This is a genomic window from Hyphomonas sp. UBA4494 (assembly GCF_002388935.1).
In the GTDB taxonomy this organism is placed as follows: Bacteria; Pseudomonadota; Alphaproteobacteria; order Caulobacterales; family Hyphomonadaceae; genus Hyphomonas.
In genome coordinates this window covers 203,222-220,268 of sequence record NZ_DGNK01000042.1, presented here as the reverse complement: position 1 = coordinate 220,268, position 17,047 = coordinate 203,222, and the positions used below count along the sequence as shown (strand labels likewise).

The window sequence follows — 17,047 nt, the reverse complement described above, 5'->3', positions numbered from 1 at the left end:
GATTTTCGCGTTTCCGTTGGGTGACGGGTTTCCGCGCACGTAAACCGCGCTATTTTGCTCATCATTGAAGAAAATGAGTGGCCCGACCGGCCACAAAGGGGAGCGCAAGCGACATGAACTTCGACTTTTCCGAAGACCAGAAATTTCTCGGCAATGAGGCCCGCAAATTCCTCGAAGCCGAATGCCCCATGACGGCCGTCCGTCTGGTGTTGAATGACGACGATGTCAGCCACAATGAAACTGTCTGGAACAAGGTGGTGGAAATGGGCTGGCTCGGCACGGCCATCCCGGAAGAGCATGGCGGCCTCGGCCTGGGCCTGCTCGAAGTGTGCGTGCTGGCAGAAGAAATGGGCCGCGTCCTGGCTCCGGTTCCGTGGGCCTCCACCGTCTACTTCTTCACCGAAGCGCTGAAGCTGGCTGGCTCGAATGAGCAACAGGCCGAAATCCTCCCGCGTATCGTCAGCGGTGATGTAGTGGGCTGCTACGCTGCCAGCGAAGGCCCTGGAAATCCAGCAGCGGATACGCTGAAAACGACCTTCGACGGCTCCACGCTTTCGGGCACCAAGGTCCCGGTCACCGATGGCGATATCGCAACGCACGCCGTTGTGCTGGCCAAGGAAGGCTCCGGCGCGAGCCTGGTCCTCGTCGACCTGACCGGCGAAGGAGTGACTCGCAAGACGCTCCAGACACTGGACCCAACGCGCAGCCATGCCGAAATCGTCTTCGACAAGGCTCCGGCCACGCGCCTTGGAAACGCAGGCGACGGCGAAATGCTCAACGACCAGATTCTGGACCATGCCGCTGTCCTGCTCGCCTTCGAACAGCTGGGCGGCGCCTCCCGCGCCCTCGAAATGGCAACCGACTATGCCAAGGAACGCTACGCCTTTGGCCGCCCGATCGGTGGCAACCAGGCGATCAAACACAAGCTCGCTGAAATGTATGTGAAGAACGAGGTTGCTCGCTCGAACTGCTTCTACGGCGCATGGGCCGTCTCGACGGGTGCCGCCGAACTGCCGGAAGCCGCCGCCGCGGCGCGCATTGCGGCATGCGAAGCCTTCTGGTTCGCGTCCAAGGAAAACATCCAGACCCATGGCGGCATGGGCTTTACATGGGAGGTGGACTGCCACCTCTTCTATCGCCGCGCCAAGCTGCTGGCCGTTCAGGCCGGAGCGCCCAAAGTGTGGAAAGAAAAACTCGTCCGCACCCTTGAAAACAAGAATGCCGCCTAAGGAGGAATGACTCATGGACTTCAATGATACCAAAGAAGAAGCCGAATTCCGCGCCGAAGCTCGCGCTTTCCTCGGCAAACACCTCGAGCCCAAGGGCGACAAGCCGCTGCGCCAGCGCGTGGATGGCAGCGAATTCATGAAACTTGCCAAACAATGGCAGAAGACAAAATCCGAAGGCGGGTATGCTCAGATCACCTGGCCGAAAGAGATCGGCGGGCGCGGCGGCACGCCGATGCAGCAGGTCATCTGGAACCAGGAAGAAGGCAAGTTCGACGCGCCGACCGGCCCCTTCACCATCGGCCTCGGCATGTGCATCCCGACCGTCATCGCGTTCGGCTCCGACGAGCACAAGAAGCGCTATGTCGGCAAGGCGATGAAGGGCGAGGAAATCTGGTGCCAGCTCTTTTCCGAACCGTCTGCCGGGTCTGATGTTGCGGGCCTGAAGACCCGCGCCGTCAAGGATGGCGACGAATGGGTCATCAACGGCCAGAAGGTCTGGACCTCCGGCGCGCATTATTCCGACTACGGCATCCTGCTGACTCGGACCGACCCGAGCGTGCCGAAGCACAAGGGCCTGACCATGTTCATCGTGGACATGAAACAGGCTGGCGTCGAAGTGCGCCCGATCCACCAGGCATCTGGGGGTCGCGAGTTTAACGAGGTCTACTTCACGGATGTCCGCATCAAGGATTCCGACCGTCTCGGCGAAGTCGGTCAGGGCTGGAAAGTGGCCATCGTCACACTGATGAACGAGCGCCTTGCCGTGGGCGGTTCCCCTGGCCCGGACTGGGCGGAGATCATGGCCTATGCCAAGGAAGCCGGCACCATGTCTGATCAGGCTTTCCGCGAGAAACTGGCCGACTGGTACGTTGCAGCACAAGGCTACAAGCTGACCAAGTTCCGCACGCAGACGGCCCTATCACGCGGCCAGACACCGGGACCGGAAAACTCGATCGGCAAGATCATCACGGCCAACCACCTTCAGGACATTTGTAACTCGGCCATCGAGATGCAGGACCATTACGGCATCCTGACGGATTCAGATCGCATGCCAGCCGATGCCATCTTCCAGCAAAGCTTCATGTGGGCCCCCGGCCTGCGCATTGCAGGCGGCACGGATGAGATCCTGAAAAACATCATCGCCGAACGCGTTCTGGGCCTACCCCAGGATGTCCGAGTGGACAAGGACATTGCGTTCGACCAGATGAAAAGCGGCTAGATCAAGCCTCAGGCGCGTCTGCGTGAACGTTGATGTACTGGCTGACGAAGGCCGCCACATCGTTCACGCAGGCCCGGCCTGCTTCGCCCAGCGCCTTGGCACGGTCTGCATTTGACCCGCCATTGGCACTGGCAGAATTCGAGACCACGATCTGGTCCAGCACATCTCGCGATCCACCGTCCATGAGCGTCGCGCGCACGCGGCACCGCCCGATCGTGCCGGACAAGGTGAAATCCGTTACCTGCCAGGAAAGCTCATAGGGTGCTGAAGCCCCCGTCTCGGGCGCAATCGCCTTGCCTGCGCCCTGCCCCTGCAACGCGTCCAGCATCGCCATCTGCATCAGGCGTGTCGATGAATCGGTCCATTCCACATTCGGCACCAAACGTAGCGCACCACTGGAGTCTTCCGCCGCAATCGCCCGACCGGCTACGAGGCGTGACGCATCCGGCTCACGAATGAGAACAGACGCATCCAAATCGTAGGTTGTTTCCATCGGCGCAAAGCGATAGAGGCCCTGTGGCACCTTTGGCTCTGGCAAGACAGACACACATGCTGCGAGGCTACAGGCCGCAAGGCCAGTCATAAGAACACGGATCATCTAGCGGCTCTCCTCATATGGGGCCGGGTCACCGACCACGAAGCCCTGGGGGTTTTGTTCCAATTCACGCGCGACCCGGTCGAGGCGATTGATCAACAGGCGCAAATCCCGGCTGGCAAGACGCGCGTCAACCAGCGCGCCCGTGGCCGGGCCTTCGATGGCGTCTGTCGCCGCAAGTACCGCGAGATTGCTCTGCTCCACCGTCTTGTTCGCACTGGCAGCCACTTCGCGAATTTCGGCGACCAACGCATTGGCCTGCGAGCCGAACTCGGTCATCTGGCTGTCCGCATTCGTCCCGAAGGATTCCAACGACGCAGAGGCCGCTTCAAAGCGCGCGCTCGCCGCCGATACATCTTTCAGCGTCTGGGTCGCTTGTGCCATCGTGCCATCGGAGGCGGCGAGTTGCCCGCTGAGTGTTTCGATGTTGCGGATCGTGGCTGACAGGGACTCAATGTTCTCATCCGTGAGGATCAGGTTCACCCGCTCAATGGTCCGGTTGGCCTTGCCGAGCACTTCGGCGCCACCGGCAAAAATTTCGTCGAGTTGTGTCCGCTCGGCCTTGATGACGGGCACGGGCTGACCCGGCCGCGCACGCAGGGGCGCTGCCTTGGGTGACCCTGCCGTGATCTGAACAAATGTGATGCCCGTAATGCCGGCCAGCTGGATAGAGGCCGTAGAATCCACTTTCACAGGGGTTTCCGCGTCCACACGTATCCGGGCCCGCACCTTGGACTGATCGCCCCGGTCGATCCGCACCCAGGAGACCTCGCCCACCTTGATGCCGATATAGCGCACCGAAGCCCCCTGCTCCAAAGAGACCGGTCCCTCGAAGACAATATCATAGGCTTCAAAATCCTGCCGGAACTGGGACTGGCCCAGCCACAGCGTGAATACCGCCACGGCCATCGTGGCGATCAGGACGAATGCTCCGATCAGGGCGTAATTCGCTCGCGTTTCCATCGTCTCCGGGTCCTCTTCTAGTGTCCCGTCGCGGCCCGCCCACGCGGACCTCCGAAATATTCCTGGACCCACGGATGATCGAAGGCCCGTAATTCATCAATTGTGCCGACTGCCAGCACGCGTTTCTCGCCCAACACGGCAATCCGGTCACAAGTTGCCTGCAGCGTATCCACATCATGCGTCACAAGGAAGACCGTCAGGCCCAATGCGCGTTGCAGCTGTCGGATCAGCGCATCGAAATTGGCTGCTGTGATCGGGTCGAGCCCGGCGGTAGGTTCATCCAGAAACAGGAGTTCCGGGTCGAGTGCCAAGGCCCGTGCAAGGGCCGCGCGCTTGCGCATGCCACCTGACAGATCGGACGGGAATTTTGGACCGGCATCCACATGCAGGCCCGCCATCAGAATTTTCATATCCGCCAGTTCGCGGCATAGCTGCGGCGAGAGGTCGGTGTGCTCCTTCATGGGCACCATGACATTCTCGCGCACGGTGAGGTTCGAGAACAGTGCGCCGTCCTGGAACATGACGCCCCAGCTGCGCTCCACGGCGGCGCGCTCGTCCGGGTCGAGTGTCTCCAATCGCTTGCCGAACACCTCAATACTGCCAGCCGAAGGTTCCTTCAGGCCAGTGATGGCGCGCAGAAGCACTGACTTGCCACAGCCTGATGGGCCGATGACGCCGATGATCTCGCCGCGACGAATATCAAGATCAAGATGCTCATGTACGACATGAGACCCATAGGCGGTCTTCAGGTCACGCACGCGGATGATGATATCGTCGGTCAAATGCCCATCTCCATGTAGAAGATGGCGAACAGGGCATCGATCACGATGATCGAGAAGATGGCCTGCACAACCGATGTGGTTGTCTTGCTGCCAAGCGACTGGACGCTGCCACCCACATTCAGGCCCTGACGGCAGGCAATAAGCGCCACCACGAACCCAAACACCGGAGCCTTGGACATGCCAACCCAGAACTGGTCCAACGGCACGTTCGACTGAAGACGGTCAAGGAAGAGTGCCGGATTGATGTCGAGTGCCAGCCAGCCAACCATTACGCCGCCCGCAATGCCTGCAAGCGTGCCCACGAAGGCGAGTACCGGCGTGGCCACAACCATCGCAATGATACGCGGCGCGACCAGCACATCCATCGGCTTCAGGCCGAGTGTCTGCATGGCGTCGATTTCCTGGCGCATCTTCATCGTGCCGATTTGCGCCGTGAACGAGGAGTTGGTCCGCCCCGCCAAAACGATGCCGGTCATGATGACCCCAAGCTCACGCAGCATGGCAAAACCGATCAGTTCGACCACAAAGATTTCAGAGCCCAGGTCGCGCAGGGTTGTCGCGCCAATGAAGGCCACCACCATACCGACAAAGAAAGAGAGAAACGCGATGATTGGCATCGCATCGAGACCAGCCTCTTCAAGCACAGAGACAATTGAGGTCCAGCGTAACTTCCAGGGTGTCAGGACGAGCCGAAATGTCGTCACCAGCGTCTCGCCGAGAAAGGCCAACGTGTCCTTGGCTTCGCCCAGCATGTTCATGAAACCGCGGCCGGTCCGCTCAAGCATATCAACCAGTCCGCCATGCGGCGGTCGCTTGGGATCTTCCACATCGGTCACGGCATGCACCTGGCCGATCAGGTTTTCGGCGTTGGGATGGTTGCCTTCGATTCGGGCAGGCGATTCTGACAATTGTCGCAGCGTGCGGTCAATGACAAAGGCGCCGGCGGTGTCGAGCTTGCCGAGCGCAGCAGCGTCCAACACAAGCGCGCCCTCATGGGCCTCCAAATCACGCAAACCGTCATCCACGGCGTGAACTGTGCGCACGGTCCAGTCCCCCGAGACACGGAGGACGGTCTGTTCGCCGCTGGTTTCCAGCGCGAATTCGGGGATGCTAGGGTTCGCCATTCAAATACTTTTCTACCTGACCACCCTATCCAAACATGCTTAAGACCTGAAAAGCATGATTGTTCAAATTTCACCTATTGGGACCATACATGGGCCAGCGAACACTTGAAATTACTGATGTTTCTTCACCCCTGAAGACGGCGTTTACCATTTCACGCGGCGCCAAGACCAGCGCGGATACAATTCGGGTCACCCTCCGCCAGGGCCAGGCGGTCGGGCGGGGTGAATGCGTGCCCTACCCGCGCTATGGCGAAACACAGACCGGGGTACATGCGGCCATCGAAGCGCTTAGGGCTCAGATCGAAGGCGGTCTGAGCCGGGAGGCCTTGCAGACCGCCATGCCCGCCGGCGCTGCCCGGTGCGCCGTCGACTGCGCCTTGTGGGATCTGGAAGCCAAACTGACCGGCACGCCGGTCTGGAAACTGGCGGGCCTTCCCGAACCCAAGCCGATTGAAACTGCGGTTACGGTCAGCCTCGACACGGCGGACGCAATGGCCGAGGCCGCGCGCTCAACGCCCAGCCGTTTGCTGAAGCTGAAACTGGGCGGACCGGAAGACCTTGAACGGATCGAAGCAGTTCATGCGGCCCGTCCCGATGCCCGCTTGATCGTGGATGGCAATGAAGGTCTGCTGCCAGAACAATTCCCTGCCATCGTAAAGCGTGCCGCAGACCTGGGCGTGGTCCTGATCGAACAACCCTTTCCGGCTGGCAAAGACGAGGCCTTGCTAAGGAGGCCCGGCGCAGTATCCGTATGCGCAGACGAAAGCGCCCATACGAGCGCCGAGATCCAGGAACTCGCCCGCCGCTACGATGCGGTCAACGTGAAGCTCGACAAGACCGGCGGGCTTACAGAAGCTATTCGCACGGTCCGCGCCGCACGCGAAAGCGGACTTGGTGTCCTGCTCGGATGCATGGTGGGCGGATCATTGTCGATGGCGCCCGCCGTTCTACTGGCCGACATCGCTGACGCGGCAGACCTGGACGGCCCGCTCTGGTTGTCCGAAGACATCGCGCATGGCCTGACCTATTCGGACGGCATGGTCAGCCCACCAACATCAGCACTCTGGGGCTAGGCCGCCCCGTCGAGAATATCCCTGAAACCGCTGGGGGCGTGAGGCCCCATGAACAATTGTTCGAAGGCGCCGATGCCTTCGGACGACAAGCCGTTCGGCCCTTCATGCCGCGCGCGGGCGATGGCCTGGATGTGGAGATTTTCAGGCTGTTGCCAAGACATCTTCTCAGGCTCGTAATCCTCGCGGAGAACCGACAACTGGTCACCATGATAGGAGCCATGCTTGCGCTCAGGATGGCCATAGCCGATGCCCTTCATCAGGAAGGTTCCGAACGGATCGAAACTCACCGAATGCGAATTTCCCTGTCCGTCCTCGAGATGCAGCTTGGCCGCCTTCATCCGCCGTGTGCCCGGCGTGTAATTGATGTCCATGTGCGGCTTGTCGAGATGGAGCAATTCGCCCTGTCCGGCACCATCCATCGCCAGCACGGCGCGGGTGTTCCATGCCTCACCCGCCTCATCATGGTTCACATGATAGAACATTGAGAGGTTGGGGAAATTCGTCGGCGTCCAGATCCAGTAGAATTGCGGCGGCAATGGCGGGATCAGCGGCTGGGTATCCTGCGCGCCGATCGGGCGCACGCCCCAGCTGCGGTCACGCGTGCCCGTCCAGCTGTCTGGCGACACGGTGATTTCCTGTCCATCGAGGCGCAACTTGCCGGACCATCGCCCATTCTGAGTCATGCGGGTAACATCCATCAGCATGCGCGGCCCCTGCCGACGTGTGAAGCGAGGTTCTTCGATCGGAAAGGCCCTGCCCTCGAACTCCACATCCAGCGCGATGCCTTCGGTCTCTTCAACTTTCAATCGGATGCGCTTCAGCGGCTCAACCACTTCGACCGAGAAGCCCCCAACATATGTGTTCATCCGCTCCATATTGAGGGGACGGGAGAAGAAAACCGAATGCTGCTTGCCACCGCGCAGGATCGAGACCGCCGCGTCGATAATGTTCAGATGCGGATAAATGCCCATCGCCGCCGCGAAGAAGGTCTCGCCATCGGCGGAATAGCCATTGAAAAAGAACCGGTCATAGAAATTCCGGTCTGAGCCGGAAAAGGCGATGGGCTCTGGCGTCTGGTGAATCGGGTATTCGTCTCCGGCGGTCAGCATGTCATTTCCTTCCTTCGCGTTACCTCTTGGCGGGCAACGTCCCGCAAGTAGGGTGAACGACAGAGACACGCGGTTCAAGACGTGACGCCAAGGGAGGCTCCATTTAGATGACCAAGATGACGGCGGAAGAAGCCAACACATTTCTCAAAGGGGCATTCGAGACGCAGGACAATCGCAGCGAAGTGGTTCTGATGGAAGACGGTCGCGCTGTGATGCGACTTGTTGCCGACTCCTCACACCTTCGCCCTGGTGGCTATATTTCCGGACCCACTCAAATGGCTCTGGTCGACTCCGCAGCCTACATGGCGGTGATGACGAAGACAGGACATGAGCCGATGACGGTGACCAGCAATCTCAGCATCAATTTCCTGCGTCCCTGTATCGGAGACGTCGTGGTCGCCGATGCGCGCATCATGAAGATCGGACAGGCACTGGCGGTCATGGATGTCGATGTGCGGATCGAGGGCGCTGAAAAGCCCTCCAGCCATGCCGTCGTCACCTATGCCATCCCGCGCCAGCCGAGTGGCATGGCATGAACCGGTTGGGCATCTTCGCGGCCCTCACGGGCTTTCTTGCCGTCGCCTTGGGCGCATTTGGCGCCCATGCGCTGGACGACCAGCTGACCCCTGAAGGGCTCGACTGGTGGCACACCGCCACGCTCTATGCCCTGCCCCACGCGGCCGCGGCGCTCGCCATCTCGCTCCATGCGAAGACGGGCCTTGTGCGCAAAGCCGGCTGGGCGTTCGTATCCGGGACGATTGTATTCGCCGGTTCGCTCTATGCGATGGCGCTCGGCGCGCCGCGCTGGTTCGGTGCGATCACGCCGATCGGCGGCATATCATATCTGGTGGGGTGGGCGTGCTGCGCGTGGGCCGCCCGGAAAGCCTAGCTCGTCGACCGGCTCAGCGAGGCGTACTTGTCGGCCAGACCATCAGCCGTCTCACGCGCATCATCAATCGTATCGGCAAAGGATTTGAGCTCACGGTCAACCGGCGCCACATCCATGTCCATGTCAGGGCGTGAAGTCACTTCACCCATGGCACCCTGGAAATTGCGATAGGCCATCTGCGCGCGAACCAGTGCCCGCTCATAGCTCATCACGTCAGCGCGGCTGGCGGTATCTTCCTTGCCGGACTGCAGCACATCGCGGGCTTCGCGGCTGACATCTGCCAGACCCGTGCGGGCAGCCTGTGCGTCCGACACGATGCGGGCAAGCACAAGCGAGGGGGCATCAGACTTTGCTCCGATGCGGGACGCATAGTCCCGGCTATCGTCACTATCGGATTTTCCGTTGATCAGCGTGGACGCAAATGCGGCAAGGCCGCCTGTTGCTTCGATCCAGCCATTCTTCACAGCGTCCGCACAATAGTCGGCTGATACTTTGCGCAAGGCAGATTGGGACTGCGTAAGGCTGGTTTCCACCGACGCCTCACCGGGTACCATCGAGACGGTTGCGCACCCCGCCAAAAGGCATAGGGATGCACCCAGAACTATACTACGCATTTGACAGCCACCTGCACACCTGATTGGGACCACACCTGTAATAATGTTTACGGACGCAATTGGACCAAGTCCAGTAATGGCTGTGAATTTGACTGAAAATAGGTGAAGACTGCATGAACAGACGCCCAAACCGCCGCATTTTGTTCCCGAGACTGGAATCCAGACGCTCTGGACGGCTGCGAGTCAGTGAAATCCACGAGATTTACTGGGAAGAATCGGGGAATCCGAGCGGGATTCCCGTCATTGCCGTCCATGGAGGCCCCGGAGGCGGCTCTAGCCCAGAAATGAGGCGTTTCTTCGATCCGGGCAAATATCGCATCATTCTGTTCGACCAGCGCGGCTGTGGCCGCTCCACCCCGCACTCGGAATTGCGCGAAAACACAACCTGGGACCTGATCGACGACATGGAGTCGATTCGCGACATGCTCGGGATCGACAAATGGGTCGTCTTTGGCGGCTCGTGGGGGTCGACCCTTTCGCTGGCCTATGGCGTCACACATCCCGACCGCACGCTGGGCCTAGTCCTGCGCGGCATCTTCCTCGTCTCGAAGGCGGAGATCCAGTGGTTCTACCAATCCGGCGCCAGCCGTCTGTTCCCGGATGCTTATGACCGGTACATCAAGCCGATCCCGGAAGACGAGCGCGACGACCTGCTGATGGCCTTCCATCGCCGCCTGACAGGGGAGGACCGGCAGGTTCGCGTGGAAGCCGCGCGCGCATGGTCACGCTGGGAGGGCGAAACCCTGTCCGTCAAGGGTCCGACCACGACTCCTGCCCGCTTCAATGAAGATGATTTCGTCGACGCGTTCGCGCGCATCGAATGCCACTATTTCGTCAATCGTGGTTTCTTCGCGAATGATAGATGGTTGCTGGACGAGGCCGAGACCAAGCTGAAGGACATTCCAGGCACTATCGTACATGGGCGATACGATGTGGTTACGCCACTGTCGACCGCATGGGCGCTGTCCAAGGCATGGCCGAAAGCTGATCTCCATATCATACCCGATGCCGGTCATTCCTCGATGGAGCCAGGTATTGTCGACAAGCTCATTCAGGCCACGGATGACTTGGCCGACATGTATGCAGGCCAACTGAAGTCCTAGCGCCAATGGCCGGACAGGCATCGCCTTCCGGGTTTTTCGATAAATGTAGCGGGCGGAAGATATTTCAGGCCACGCAGTCTTGGGTATTGGGGAAGTATCAGGGTGCGACCCTCATACCTTCCGCCGCTGGAGCGGCTTCCATGGGCGACCGCAACTCCCGCCAACCGCGCTGAGCATCACGGCTGGAGACAGGGGCAGAATGCCATGCCCGCGCCGCCGCCGGATTGGTCCGGCAAGATCTGAAATGGTTGCATGAAAAAGGGGGCGGATAACCGCCCCCTCAATCCGATGACTTCACATGCTTGGCGCGTCGCCTAGATCACGCCAAGCTTGGTCAGCGTGCCCAACACCAGAATGAAGGCCAGCGCCGGCGGCACGATCCAGCGACACATGAAGCGCCAGAGGTTCATGATCGTGCCTTCGCCCAGCTCGGTCGTCAGCATCTCGCGACTGACAATCCAGCCCGCAAACACGGCCAGCAGCAGCGCGCAGAGCGGCAGCATAATGTTGCCGGTGATAATGTCTGCAAAGTCGATGAAGTCGGTGGAATAGACATAGCCCATACCGATCATGAACAGCATAAAACCAATGCCCATGGCCGCGCCCGGGCGCGTGACTCCTTCACGTTCTTCCAACCATGCCACGCCAACTTCCATCAAGGAAATGGATGACGTGAAGGCCGCAAACAGAGCGAGCAGGAAGAAGGCGCCACCAACCCAGACGCCGAGTGCGCCCATCTGGCTGAATGCAATCGGCATGGAAACAAAGAACAAGCCGGGACCGCCCGCAGGGTCTGCGCCAAATGCGAAAACAATCGGGAAGATCGCGAAGCCCGCAATCAGTGCCACCACCGTATCCGCGCTAGCCACGATCGCCGAAGCACGCGGAATGTTTGTGTCGCGGCTGAGATAGGCACCATAAGTAATCATCAGACAGGAGCCGACGGACAGCGAGAAGAAGGCCTGGCCGACCGCTTCAAGGAACGTGCCCATGGTCACTTCACTGAAGTCAGGGGTCAGCAGGAAATCGGCTGCTGCGCCCGCATCGCCTTCGACCAAAGCGAAACCGACGATCCCGATCAGCAGGATGAAGAAGGCAGGCATCAGCACGGTTGCAGCCTTTTCGATGCCGCCTTTCACGCCGCGCGCCACCACGAAAACGTTTGCCAGCAGGAAGGCCGCAAGCAGGCTGCCAATCACGTACTTGTTGCTGATCGTTTCACCGAAATTGCTGGCCGACATATCCGCAATTGAAACGGTGGTGCCCGTCTCCGCCGTCAGGCGGGCGGCCTCGGCGGCAAAGCCATTGAAGGTGCCTCCGAATGCCTGCGGGATGAAGGCAAGTACCCAGGCTGAAATAACGACATAGAAGGTGAGAATAAAGAAGGCGCCGAGCGATCCGATCCAGCCAACGACCTGCCAGTTCTCACTCTTGTTCTCGGCTCTCGCCAGAGAGTGAATGCCCTCAATGGCCGACATGCCCGACTTCCGTCCGAGCGCATATTCCGCCATCAGCACGGTCAGGCCGAGGAACAGTACGCAAAACAGATAGATGATGATGAAGGCGCCGCCGCCATTCTCCCCCGCGGTGAATGGAAAACGCCAGAAATTGCCGAGGCCAACGGACGAGCCGACCGCCGCCATGATGAAACCGAAGCGCGATCCCCAATGGTCCGTCTTGCGGCCAATTTCTCCTGCCATACGCCCTCTCCCCGGGTACAAGTTTTGCGCGAACCTATCTTCGGCGAAACAAAAATCAACGACTGTTATGTTTTAGTGCTAAAATAGACCTCGGGCTGTCAGTTTCTCGTCACGGTGCATGTGCGCCGCGATGATGAGCCCGAAGCACGCCATGGTCGTCAGCATGGCTGTGCCGCCATAAGAGATCAATGGCAAGGGCATTCCAACCACCGGCAACAAGCCCAACACCATGCCCACATTAAACACGATGTAAAAGCCGACGGTTGCGACGGCTCCCGCAGATGCGAGACGGCCGAACCAACTGACCGAGCGCGCCGCACTATAGAGCGACCACCCCAGCAGCACCGCAAAGCCGACAAGCAGCGCGGTCGAACCAAGGAAGCCAAACTCTTCTGCGATCACAGTGAGAATGAAGTCGGTATGTTGTTCAGGCACATAGTCTTGTTGAGACTGGATGCCCTGCAGGAAGCCGCGCCCGTTCAGGCCGCCAGCGCCGATGGCGATCTTGCCTTGTTCGATTTGGTAGCTTTCGCCCAGTGCATTGGTCGCGCCGCCAAACAATTGTGCGAGGAACGTGTCGACGCGCTCGCGTTGATAGGGTGCCAGCACGAACTGATAGACCGGCCAGACCGAGGCGACACCGCCGATGATGGCAGTCCCAATCACGCGAACTGACAGGCCCGCCAGGAAGATAACCACGCCACCTGACGCGACCAGAGCCAACGTCGTGCCGAAATCGGGCTGTTTGAAAATGAGCGCCGCTGGCAGGAGAATGATCGCCAACGCGCCCAGATGCACCATGACGCGACCGGTCTGCGGTTGCAGCACCATCTGGTAATACCGCGCGAGCGCCATTGTGACAGCAAGTTTGGCAAATTCCGAAGGCTGTACGGCAACCGGCCCGATCTGCAGCCAGCGTTGCGCGCCGCCGCCCGTAACGCCCATGACCTCCACGAGGATGAGCAGAACAATCGTGCCGACATAGGCAGGAAAGGCCAACCGCATCCACCAGGACAGCGGCAACATGGCCAGTCCGATCATCATGAAGAAGCAGACAACGAAACGCACCAGTTGCAACTTCCAGAGATGCGCTTCGGCAGGATTGGTGTGCGCTGAAGAATACAGCATCGCGATGCCTGTCAGCGCCATCGCCGCGATCAGCAGGATAAAGCCCCAGGGCAGTCGCATCAGCTTGTTCAGCGGCCCCTGATTGTCGAAATTGAGAGAGGTTGCCGTGCGCGTCCGCGCTTCGCCGCGCGAGAAGCCGGTAAACCCTTCGCGGTTCATGTTGGCTCTCCTGCATCGGTCATGGAGGTCGGCAGCGACGCGCTTTGCGAATAGGACGGTTTGCGGCGGCTATCTGTCTTGAGCGCGAAATGTAGAATGTCGCGCGCAACGGGCGCAGCCGTACGCGAGCCTCCTTCCCCATGCTCGACGACAACCGAAATCGCGTATTTGGGATTGTCCGCCGGGGCATAGGCCACAAACAAGGCGTGGTCACGCAGCTCGCGGGCAATCTCGCTGCCCGAGCGCACGCCACTGAGGCGCTCTTCTCGGGTAATACGGCGCACCTGCGCCGTGCCCGTCTTGCCGGCGAGGCGCGGGCCGCCAAGGCCAAGGTCACCGGATCGATAGGCCGTGCCTCCACCTTCGGAGGTCACGCCATACATGCCTGCCTTCATCAGCTTCATGACTTCCGGGTCGAGCGGCGCATCCAGCGTATGATCATCCTGCGACTGCGGGCCAATGCCAATCATTCGCGGCTTGAACGGTTTGCCCTCGGTCGCGATCCGCGCCGTCATCAGCGCAAGTTGCAATGGCGTGGTGCCAAGCTGCCCCTGACCGATGCCAAAATTCAGTGTCTCGCCTTCATACCAGTTTTCCTTGCGGACGCGTTGCTTCCACTCGCGATCCGGAACAAGGCCACCCCGGCCGCCCGTCATGCCTAGCACCCAGTCCTGACCAAAGCCGAACTTGCGCGCGGTTTCGGCAATCTTGTCGACGCCTGTACGTCGGGCGATCTCGTAGAAATAGACATCGCACGAGCCCTTGATACCCGTGTGCAAATTCACTGAGCCGTGCCCGCCCTTTTTCCAGCAATGCCAGGTCCGGTTGCCGAAATGGTAATAGCCATTGCAATGCACACGGTCGGTCGGCTTGATCGCGCCAGCTTCCAGCGCGGCCGTCGCGACGACCATTTTGAACGTCGATCCCGGCGGGTAGACACCGCCATGCGCACGCGGATAGAGCGGTGAGCGTGTATCGTCGCGCAGTTCGGAATAATTGGCAGTCGAGATGCCATTGACGAAATCATTCGGGTCAAAGGCAGGCGTGGAGACCATGGCCAGCACGTCACCACTCTCGACATCCATGACAACGGCCGCACCGCTTTCGCCCTCGAAGCGTTCAATCGCGACACGTTGCAGGTCTGAGTCGATGGTGACGAACAGGTCCTTGCCGGGCGTTGGCGCAAGCCGCTCGTCCGGAATTTCCTCAATCACGCGGCCATGCGCATTGGTCACCAGCTTGCGGTAGCCAGGCTTGCCGCGCAGCCATTCTTCAGCAAAGCGCTCCATGCCCTGACGACCTGTCCGCATGTCCGGATGCCGGAACATGGTCTTCAGTGTCTCGGCTTCCTTGTCCGTCATGTCGTCAGTCAGCCGAACGAGATCATCCTGGCTGGCGCGTGCGACATAGCCCAGCACATGCGCGAAATCGCGTCCGCGCGGATAGGACCGCGTTAGCGCCATTTCGACATTCACACCGGGCATCTCCGCCGCATGCACGTTCATGCGCGCAAAGTCTTCATAGGTCAGCTCGTGCGCGACCGTGACGGGTACGAAACCGGCATTGCGGCGACGGCTGAGGCGGATCTCGTTGGCTATGCGTTCGAGCCGCTCATCCGGCAGCTCAATCAGCGCGGCGATCTGCGCGAGCGTATGCTCTGGATTGTCAGTCTGTTCCGGTGTGATCGAGATGCGGCCCGCTCGGCGGTGCGAGGCCAGCGGCCGTCCAAACCGATCAAGGATACGCCCGCGCTGCGGCGGGGCGAGTTGCAGCTTGATATGGTTGGCCTCGGCCTGTGCCTGATAGCGTTCCTGATCGAGGATCTGCAGCTGGAACAAACGCGCAATCAGGCCGGCCCATACGAGGCCGCCTGCAGCCCCGGCAATTGCGGTACGGCGTGTAAACGCAAAATCGAGATCGGCAGTCTTCTTGCTCATCCGGCTTGCCCCGCAAGTTCACCCGGCCTGCGGCCCAGATCGAACATCTTCTGGAGCACGGCATAGGCGAGCCCGGTTGTAAGCAAGGACGCAAACAACGGCACCACGCGGACGGGATGGTCTTCCAGCGTCGACGCCATGAGCCACAGGATGAGAAAGGCCCCGGAGAACAGCAGGACGGGTGACATGATCGCGACAAGAGGTTCGTTCATGACATCGAACATATCAGCAATTGCGGTGCTGGCACCGTAGGCGAGCAGGTTGACGATGACAAAGCATCCGAGCGGCGCGTGGAATGTTACATCCTGCACGAGGCCAAAAATGATCAACAGGATCATCGGACGCAGCGACAGGCCCACCCTGCCCCAGCCAACCGCGCCCCACAATGCAGCATAGGGCCAGGCAATCGAGAAGCCGAAGATTTCGCGCGGTGTCAGGCCCAGCAATCCGATGGCCGCAATGGCAAACGCCCCGAACAGGAGACGGGGCGTCGGGCCGGTCTGCGACCACAGGCTTTTCTTGTTGCGGGGAGCAGAGCGCGACATCCTATTGGCGCGCCCCCTGTGCCGGGCTTGCAGCAATGGTGGGTTCTTCCACCTCAAGCTCCATTGGCTTGCGTATCTCTGGGGCCGGGATCATCTGGATATAGCCGCCATCACGCTCTGCCATCGAGAATTTGACCCGCCAGTCATCACCAACCTTGCGAACCTCACCCACGATCAGCCCCCGCGGGAAAGCGCCACCCTCGGCGGAGGTCAGGATACGTTCGCCTTCGACAAAATCATCGCGCTCCGGCAAATCCGTCAGGCTGCCGAGGCCATCGCGGCCACCATAGAGAATGGCCCGCACGCCACTGACTTCGCCCATGACAGGGACACGGCTGTTGAAGTCGGTGATCAGGAGGATGCGAGAAGAGTACTCGCCGAGTTGAATGACGCGGCCGACCAGCCCCCCCTCGTTCAGGGCTACCGCGCCGGGCTCGACGCCCTGCGCACGGCCCGCATTGGCCAGAATGGTCTGCGCGAACGGTCCATCATTCTCTGCGGTCACCCGCGCAGTCACGCCCCGTGCCGGTGGCTCGCCCATCAGGTTGAGGATTTCCTCATACGCTTCGAGGCGCTCGGCCATTGAAATGGCGGCGGCCTTGTAGCGCGAGAGATTTCGCACTTCGGCTTCGAGTTCCTTGATTCGTCGCTCGCGCTTGGCCTGGCCGGTCACCCATGCCCAGACATTGAAACCCTCATTGCCGCCTAGCTGGTCACCAACGGTCGTGCGAACGGGATTGAAAAGCGTGCGAATTTGCGGAGCGGACTGGGCCAGGACGAGCGCAATCGCGCCGAAAATGAACACACCGAGGATTAGACGCTTGGGAGAGCGTTTCTGACTCTTCGATCCTGATCGGCCGAGGCGCGCCATTGGCCAG

General features: G+C 60.4%; 17 protein-coding genes. 6 read left to right on the top strand and 11 right to left on the bottom strand.

Features of this window, described 5'->3' with window-relative positions; translation table 11 throughout:
• Nucleotides 1-113: 113 nt before the first annotated feature.
• Both B2P82_RS16745 and B2P82_RS16740 read left to right on the top strand, forming a co-directional pair.
• The gene (locus B2P82_RS16745; protein ID WP_290498181.1) at nt 114-1,229 is read left to right on the top strand and encodes an acyl-CoA dehydrogenase family protein; all 1,116 of its coding nucleotides are present in this window, start codon (nt 114-116) and stop codon (nt 1,227-1,229) included.
• A gap of 13 nt (nt 1,230-1,242) precedes the next feature.
• On the top strand, nt 1,243-2,448 hold the full coding sequence (locus tag B2P82_RS16740; protein ID WP_034815938.1) for an acyl-CoA dehydrogenase family protein: 1,206 nt from the start codon (nt 1,243-1,245) through the stop codon (nt 2,446-2,448).
• Nucleotide 2,449: 1 nt separating this feature from the next.
• Here the strand turns inward: B2P82_RS16740 and B2P82_RS16735 are convergent, their stop codons facing one another.
• Genes B2P82_RS16735 through B2P82_RS16720 form a run of 4 tightly spaced genes read right to left on the bottom strand, consistent with a single transcriptional unit; the run spans nt 2,450 to nt 5,912 of the window.
• Nucleotides 2,450-3,046 (bottom strand): ABC-type transport auxiliary lipoprotein family protein, encoded by a 597-nt coding sequence (locus B2P82_RS16735; protein ID WP_290498178.1) that lies wholly within the window; start codon nt 3,044-3,046, stop codon nt 2,450-2,452.
• Nucleotides 3,047-4,006 carry an MlaD family protein gene (locus B2P82_RS16730; RefSeq protein WP_206992306.1) on the bottom strand — a complete coding sequence of 320 codons (960 nt, stop codon included), beginning with the start codon at nt 4,004-4,006 and terminating at the stop codon, nt 3,047-3,049.
• A gap of 17 nt (nt 4,007-4,023) precedes the next feature.
• Nucleotides 4,024-4,788, bottom strand: a complete 765-nt coding sequence (locus tag B2P82_RS16725; protein WP_290498176.1) for an ABC transporter ATP-binding protein — start codon at nt 4,786-4,788, stop codon at nt 4,024-4,026.
• Complete coding sequence (locus tag B2P82_RS16720; RefSeq protein WP_290498174.1) at nt 4,785-5,912, bottom strand: ABC transporter permease; 1,128 nt, start codon at nt 5,910-5,912, stop codon at nt 4,785-4,787. Before B2P82_RS16720 ends, B2P82_RS16725 begins: the two co-directional genes overlap by 4 nt.
• A gap of 89 nt (nt 5,913-6,001) precedes the next feature.
• Between B2P82_RS16720 and dgcA the strand changes: the two genes are divergently transcribed.
• On the top strand, nt 6,002-6,985 hold the full coding sequence (gene dgcA, locus B2P82_RS16715; protein ID WP_290498172.1) for an N-acetyl-D-Glu racemase DgcA: 984 nt from the start codon (nt 6,002-6,004) through the stop codon (nt 6,983-6,985).
• On the opposite strand, the gene B2P82_RS16710 is transcribed toward dgcA, so the two are convergent.
• Nucleotides 6,982-8,094, bottom strand: coding sequence for an Rv3169 family protein (locus B2P82_RS16710; RefSeq protein WP_290498169.1), 1,113 nt, complete (start codon nt 8,092-8,094; stop codon nt 6,982-6,984). The genes dgcA and B2P82_RS16710 overlap by 4 nt on opposite strands.
• Before the next feature lie 107 nt (nt 8,095-8,201).
• Between B2P82_RS16710 and B2P82_RS16705 the strand changes: the two genes are divergently transcribed.
• Nucleotides 8,202-8,630: a PaaI family thioesterase gene (locus B2P82_RS16705; protein WP_290498167.1), complete on the top strand. Its 429-nt coding sequence runs from the start codon at nt 8,202-8,204 to the stop codon at nt 8,628-8,630.
• Nucleotides 8,627-8,983 (top strand): DUF423 domain-containing protein, encoded by a 357-nt coding sequence (locus tag B2P82_RS16700; protein WP_290498166.1) that lies wholly within the window; start codon nt 8,627-8,629, stop codon nt 8,981-8,983. Before B2P82_RS16705 ends, B2P82_RS16700 begins: the two co-directional genes overlap by 4 nt.
• On the opposite strand, the gene B2P82_RS16695 is transcribed toward B2P82_RS16700, so the two are convergent.
• Nucleotides 8,980-9,597 carry a hypothetical protein gene (locus tag B2P82_RS16695; RefSeq protein ID WP_206992300.1) on the bottom strand — a complete coding sequence of 206 codons (618 nt, stop codon included), beginning with the start codon at nt 9,595-9,597 and terminating at the stop codon, nt 8,980-8,982. The two genes, B2P82_RS16700 and B2P82_RS16695, sit on opposite strands and share 4 nt — an antisense overlap.
• Before the next feature lie 113 nt (nt 9,598-9,710).
• Between B2P82_RS16695 and pip the strand changes: the two genes are divergently transcribed.
• Nucleotides 9,711-10,700, top strand: coding sequence for a prolyl aminopeptidase (pip, locus tag B2P82_RS16690; protein ID WP_290498165.1), 990 nt, complete (start codon nt 9,711-9,713; stop codon nt 10,698-10,700).
• Nucleotides 10,701-11,014: 314 nt separating this feature from the next.
• Here pip and B2P82_RS16685 read toward each other — a convergent pair whose 3' ends face one another.
• The 5 genes from B2P82_RS16685 to mreC all read right to left on the bottom strand — a co-directional run bounded on the left by B2P82_RS16685 (nt 11,015) and on the right by mreC (nt 17,040).
• Entirely contained in the window at nt 11,015-12,400 is a 1,386-nt protein-coding gene (locus B2P82_RS16685; protein WP_290498164.1) for a sodium-dependent transporter, read from the bottom strand.
• Between the two features lie 78 nt (nt 12,401-12,478).
• Entirely contained in the window at nt 12,479-13,687 is a 1,209-nt protein-coding gene (gene rodA / locus B2P82_RS16680) for a rod shape-determining protein RodA (RefSeq protein WP_242517474.1), read from the bottom strand.
• The gene (gene mrdA, locus B2P82_RS16675; RefSeq protein WP_206992298.1) at nt 13,684-15,624 is read right to left on the bottom strand and encodes a penicillin-binding protein 2; all 1,941 of its coding nucleotides are present in this window, start codon (nt 15,622-15,624) and stop codon (nt 13,684-13,686) included. Before mrdA ends, rodA begins: the two co-directional genes overlap by 4 nt.
• On the bottom strand, nt 15,621-16,169 hold the full coding sequence (locus B2P82_RS16670; RefSeq protein ID WP_034815904.1) for a hypothetical protein: 549 nt from the start codon (nt 16,167-16,169) through the stop codon (nt 15,621-15,623). The genes mrdA and B2P82_RS16670 overlap by 4 nt, the downstream gene beginning before the upstream one ends.
• Before the next feature lies 1 nt (nt 16,170).
• On the bottom strand, nt 16,171-17,040 hold the full coding sequence (mreC, locus tag B2P82_RS16665) for a rod shape-determining protein MreC (RefSeq protein ID WP_290498163.1): 870 nt from the start codon (nt 17,038-17,040) through the stop codon (nt 16,171-16,173).
• Nucleotides 17,041-17,047 lie beyond the last annotated feature (7 nt).

Coding starts and splice junctions, on each gene's coding strand:
- B2P82_RS16745 (WP_290498181.1), top strand. CDS start 114: ATGAACTTCGACTTTTCCGAAGACCAGAAATTTCTCGGCAATGAGGCC.
- B2P82_RS16740 (WP_034815938.1), top strand. CDS start 1,243: ATGGACTTCAATGATACCAAAGAAGAAGCCGAATTCCGCGCCGAAGCT.
- B2P82_RS16735 (WP_290498178.1), bottom strand. CDS start 3,046: ATGATCCGTGTTCTTATGACTGGCCTTGCGGCCTGTAGCCTCGCAGCA.
- B2P82_RS16730 (WP_206992306.1), bottom strand. CDS start 4,006: ATGGAAACGCGAGCGAATTACGCCCTGATCGGAGCATTCGTCCTGATC.
- B2P82_RS16720 (WP_290498174.1), bottom strand. CDS start 5,912: ATGGCGAACCCTAGCATCCCCGAATTCGCGCTGGAAACCAGCGGCGAA.
- dgcA (WP_290498172.1), top strand. CDS start 6,002: ATGGGCCAGCGAACACTTGAAATTACTGATGTTTCTTCACCCCTGAAG.
- B2P82_RS16710 (WP_290498169.1), bottom strand. CDS start 8,094: ATGCTGACCGCCGGAGACGAATACCCGATTCACCAGACGCCAGAGCCC.
- B2P82_RS16705 (WP_290498167.1), top strand. CDS start 8,202: ATGACCAAGATGACGGCGGAAGAAGCCAACACATTTCTCAAAGGGGCA.
- B2P82_RS16700 (WP_290498166.1), top strand. CDS start 8,627: ATGAACCGGTTGGGCATCTTCGCGGCCCTCACGGGCTTTCTTGCCGTC.
- B2P82_RS16695 (WP_206992300.1), bottom strand. CDS start 9,597: ATGCGTAGTATAGTTCTGGGTGCATCCCTATGCCTTTTGGCGGGGTGC.
- pip (WP_290498165.1), top strand. CDS start 9,711: ATGAACAGACGCCCAAACCGCCGCATTTTGTTCCCGAGACTGGAATCC.
- B2P82_RS16685 (WP_290498164.1), bottom strand. CDS start 12,400: ATGGCAGGAGAAATTGGCCGCAAGACGGACCATTGGGGATCGCGCTTC.
- rodA (WP_242517474.1), bottom strand. CDS start 13,687: ATGAACCGCGAAGGGTTTACCGGCTTCTCGCGCGGCGAAGCGCGGACG.
- mrdA (WP_206992298.1), bottom strand. CDS start 15,624: ATGAGCAAGAAGACTGCCGATCTCGATTTTGCGTTTACACGCCGTACC.
- B2P82_RS16670 (WP_034815904.1), bottom strand. CDS start 16,169: ATGTCGCGCTCTGCTCCCCGCAACAAGAAAAGCCTGTGGTCGCAGACC.
- mreC (WP_290498163.1), bottom strand. CDS start 17,040: ATGGCGCGCCTCGGCCGATCAGGATCGAAGAGTCAGAAACGCTCTCCC.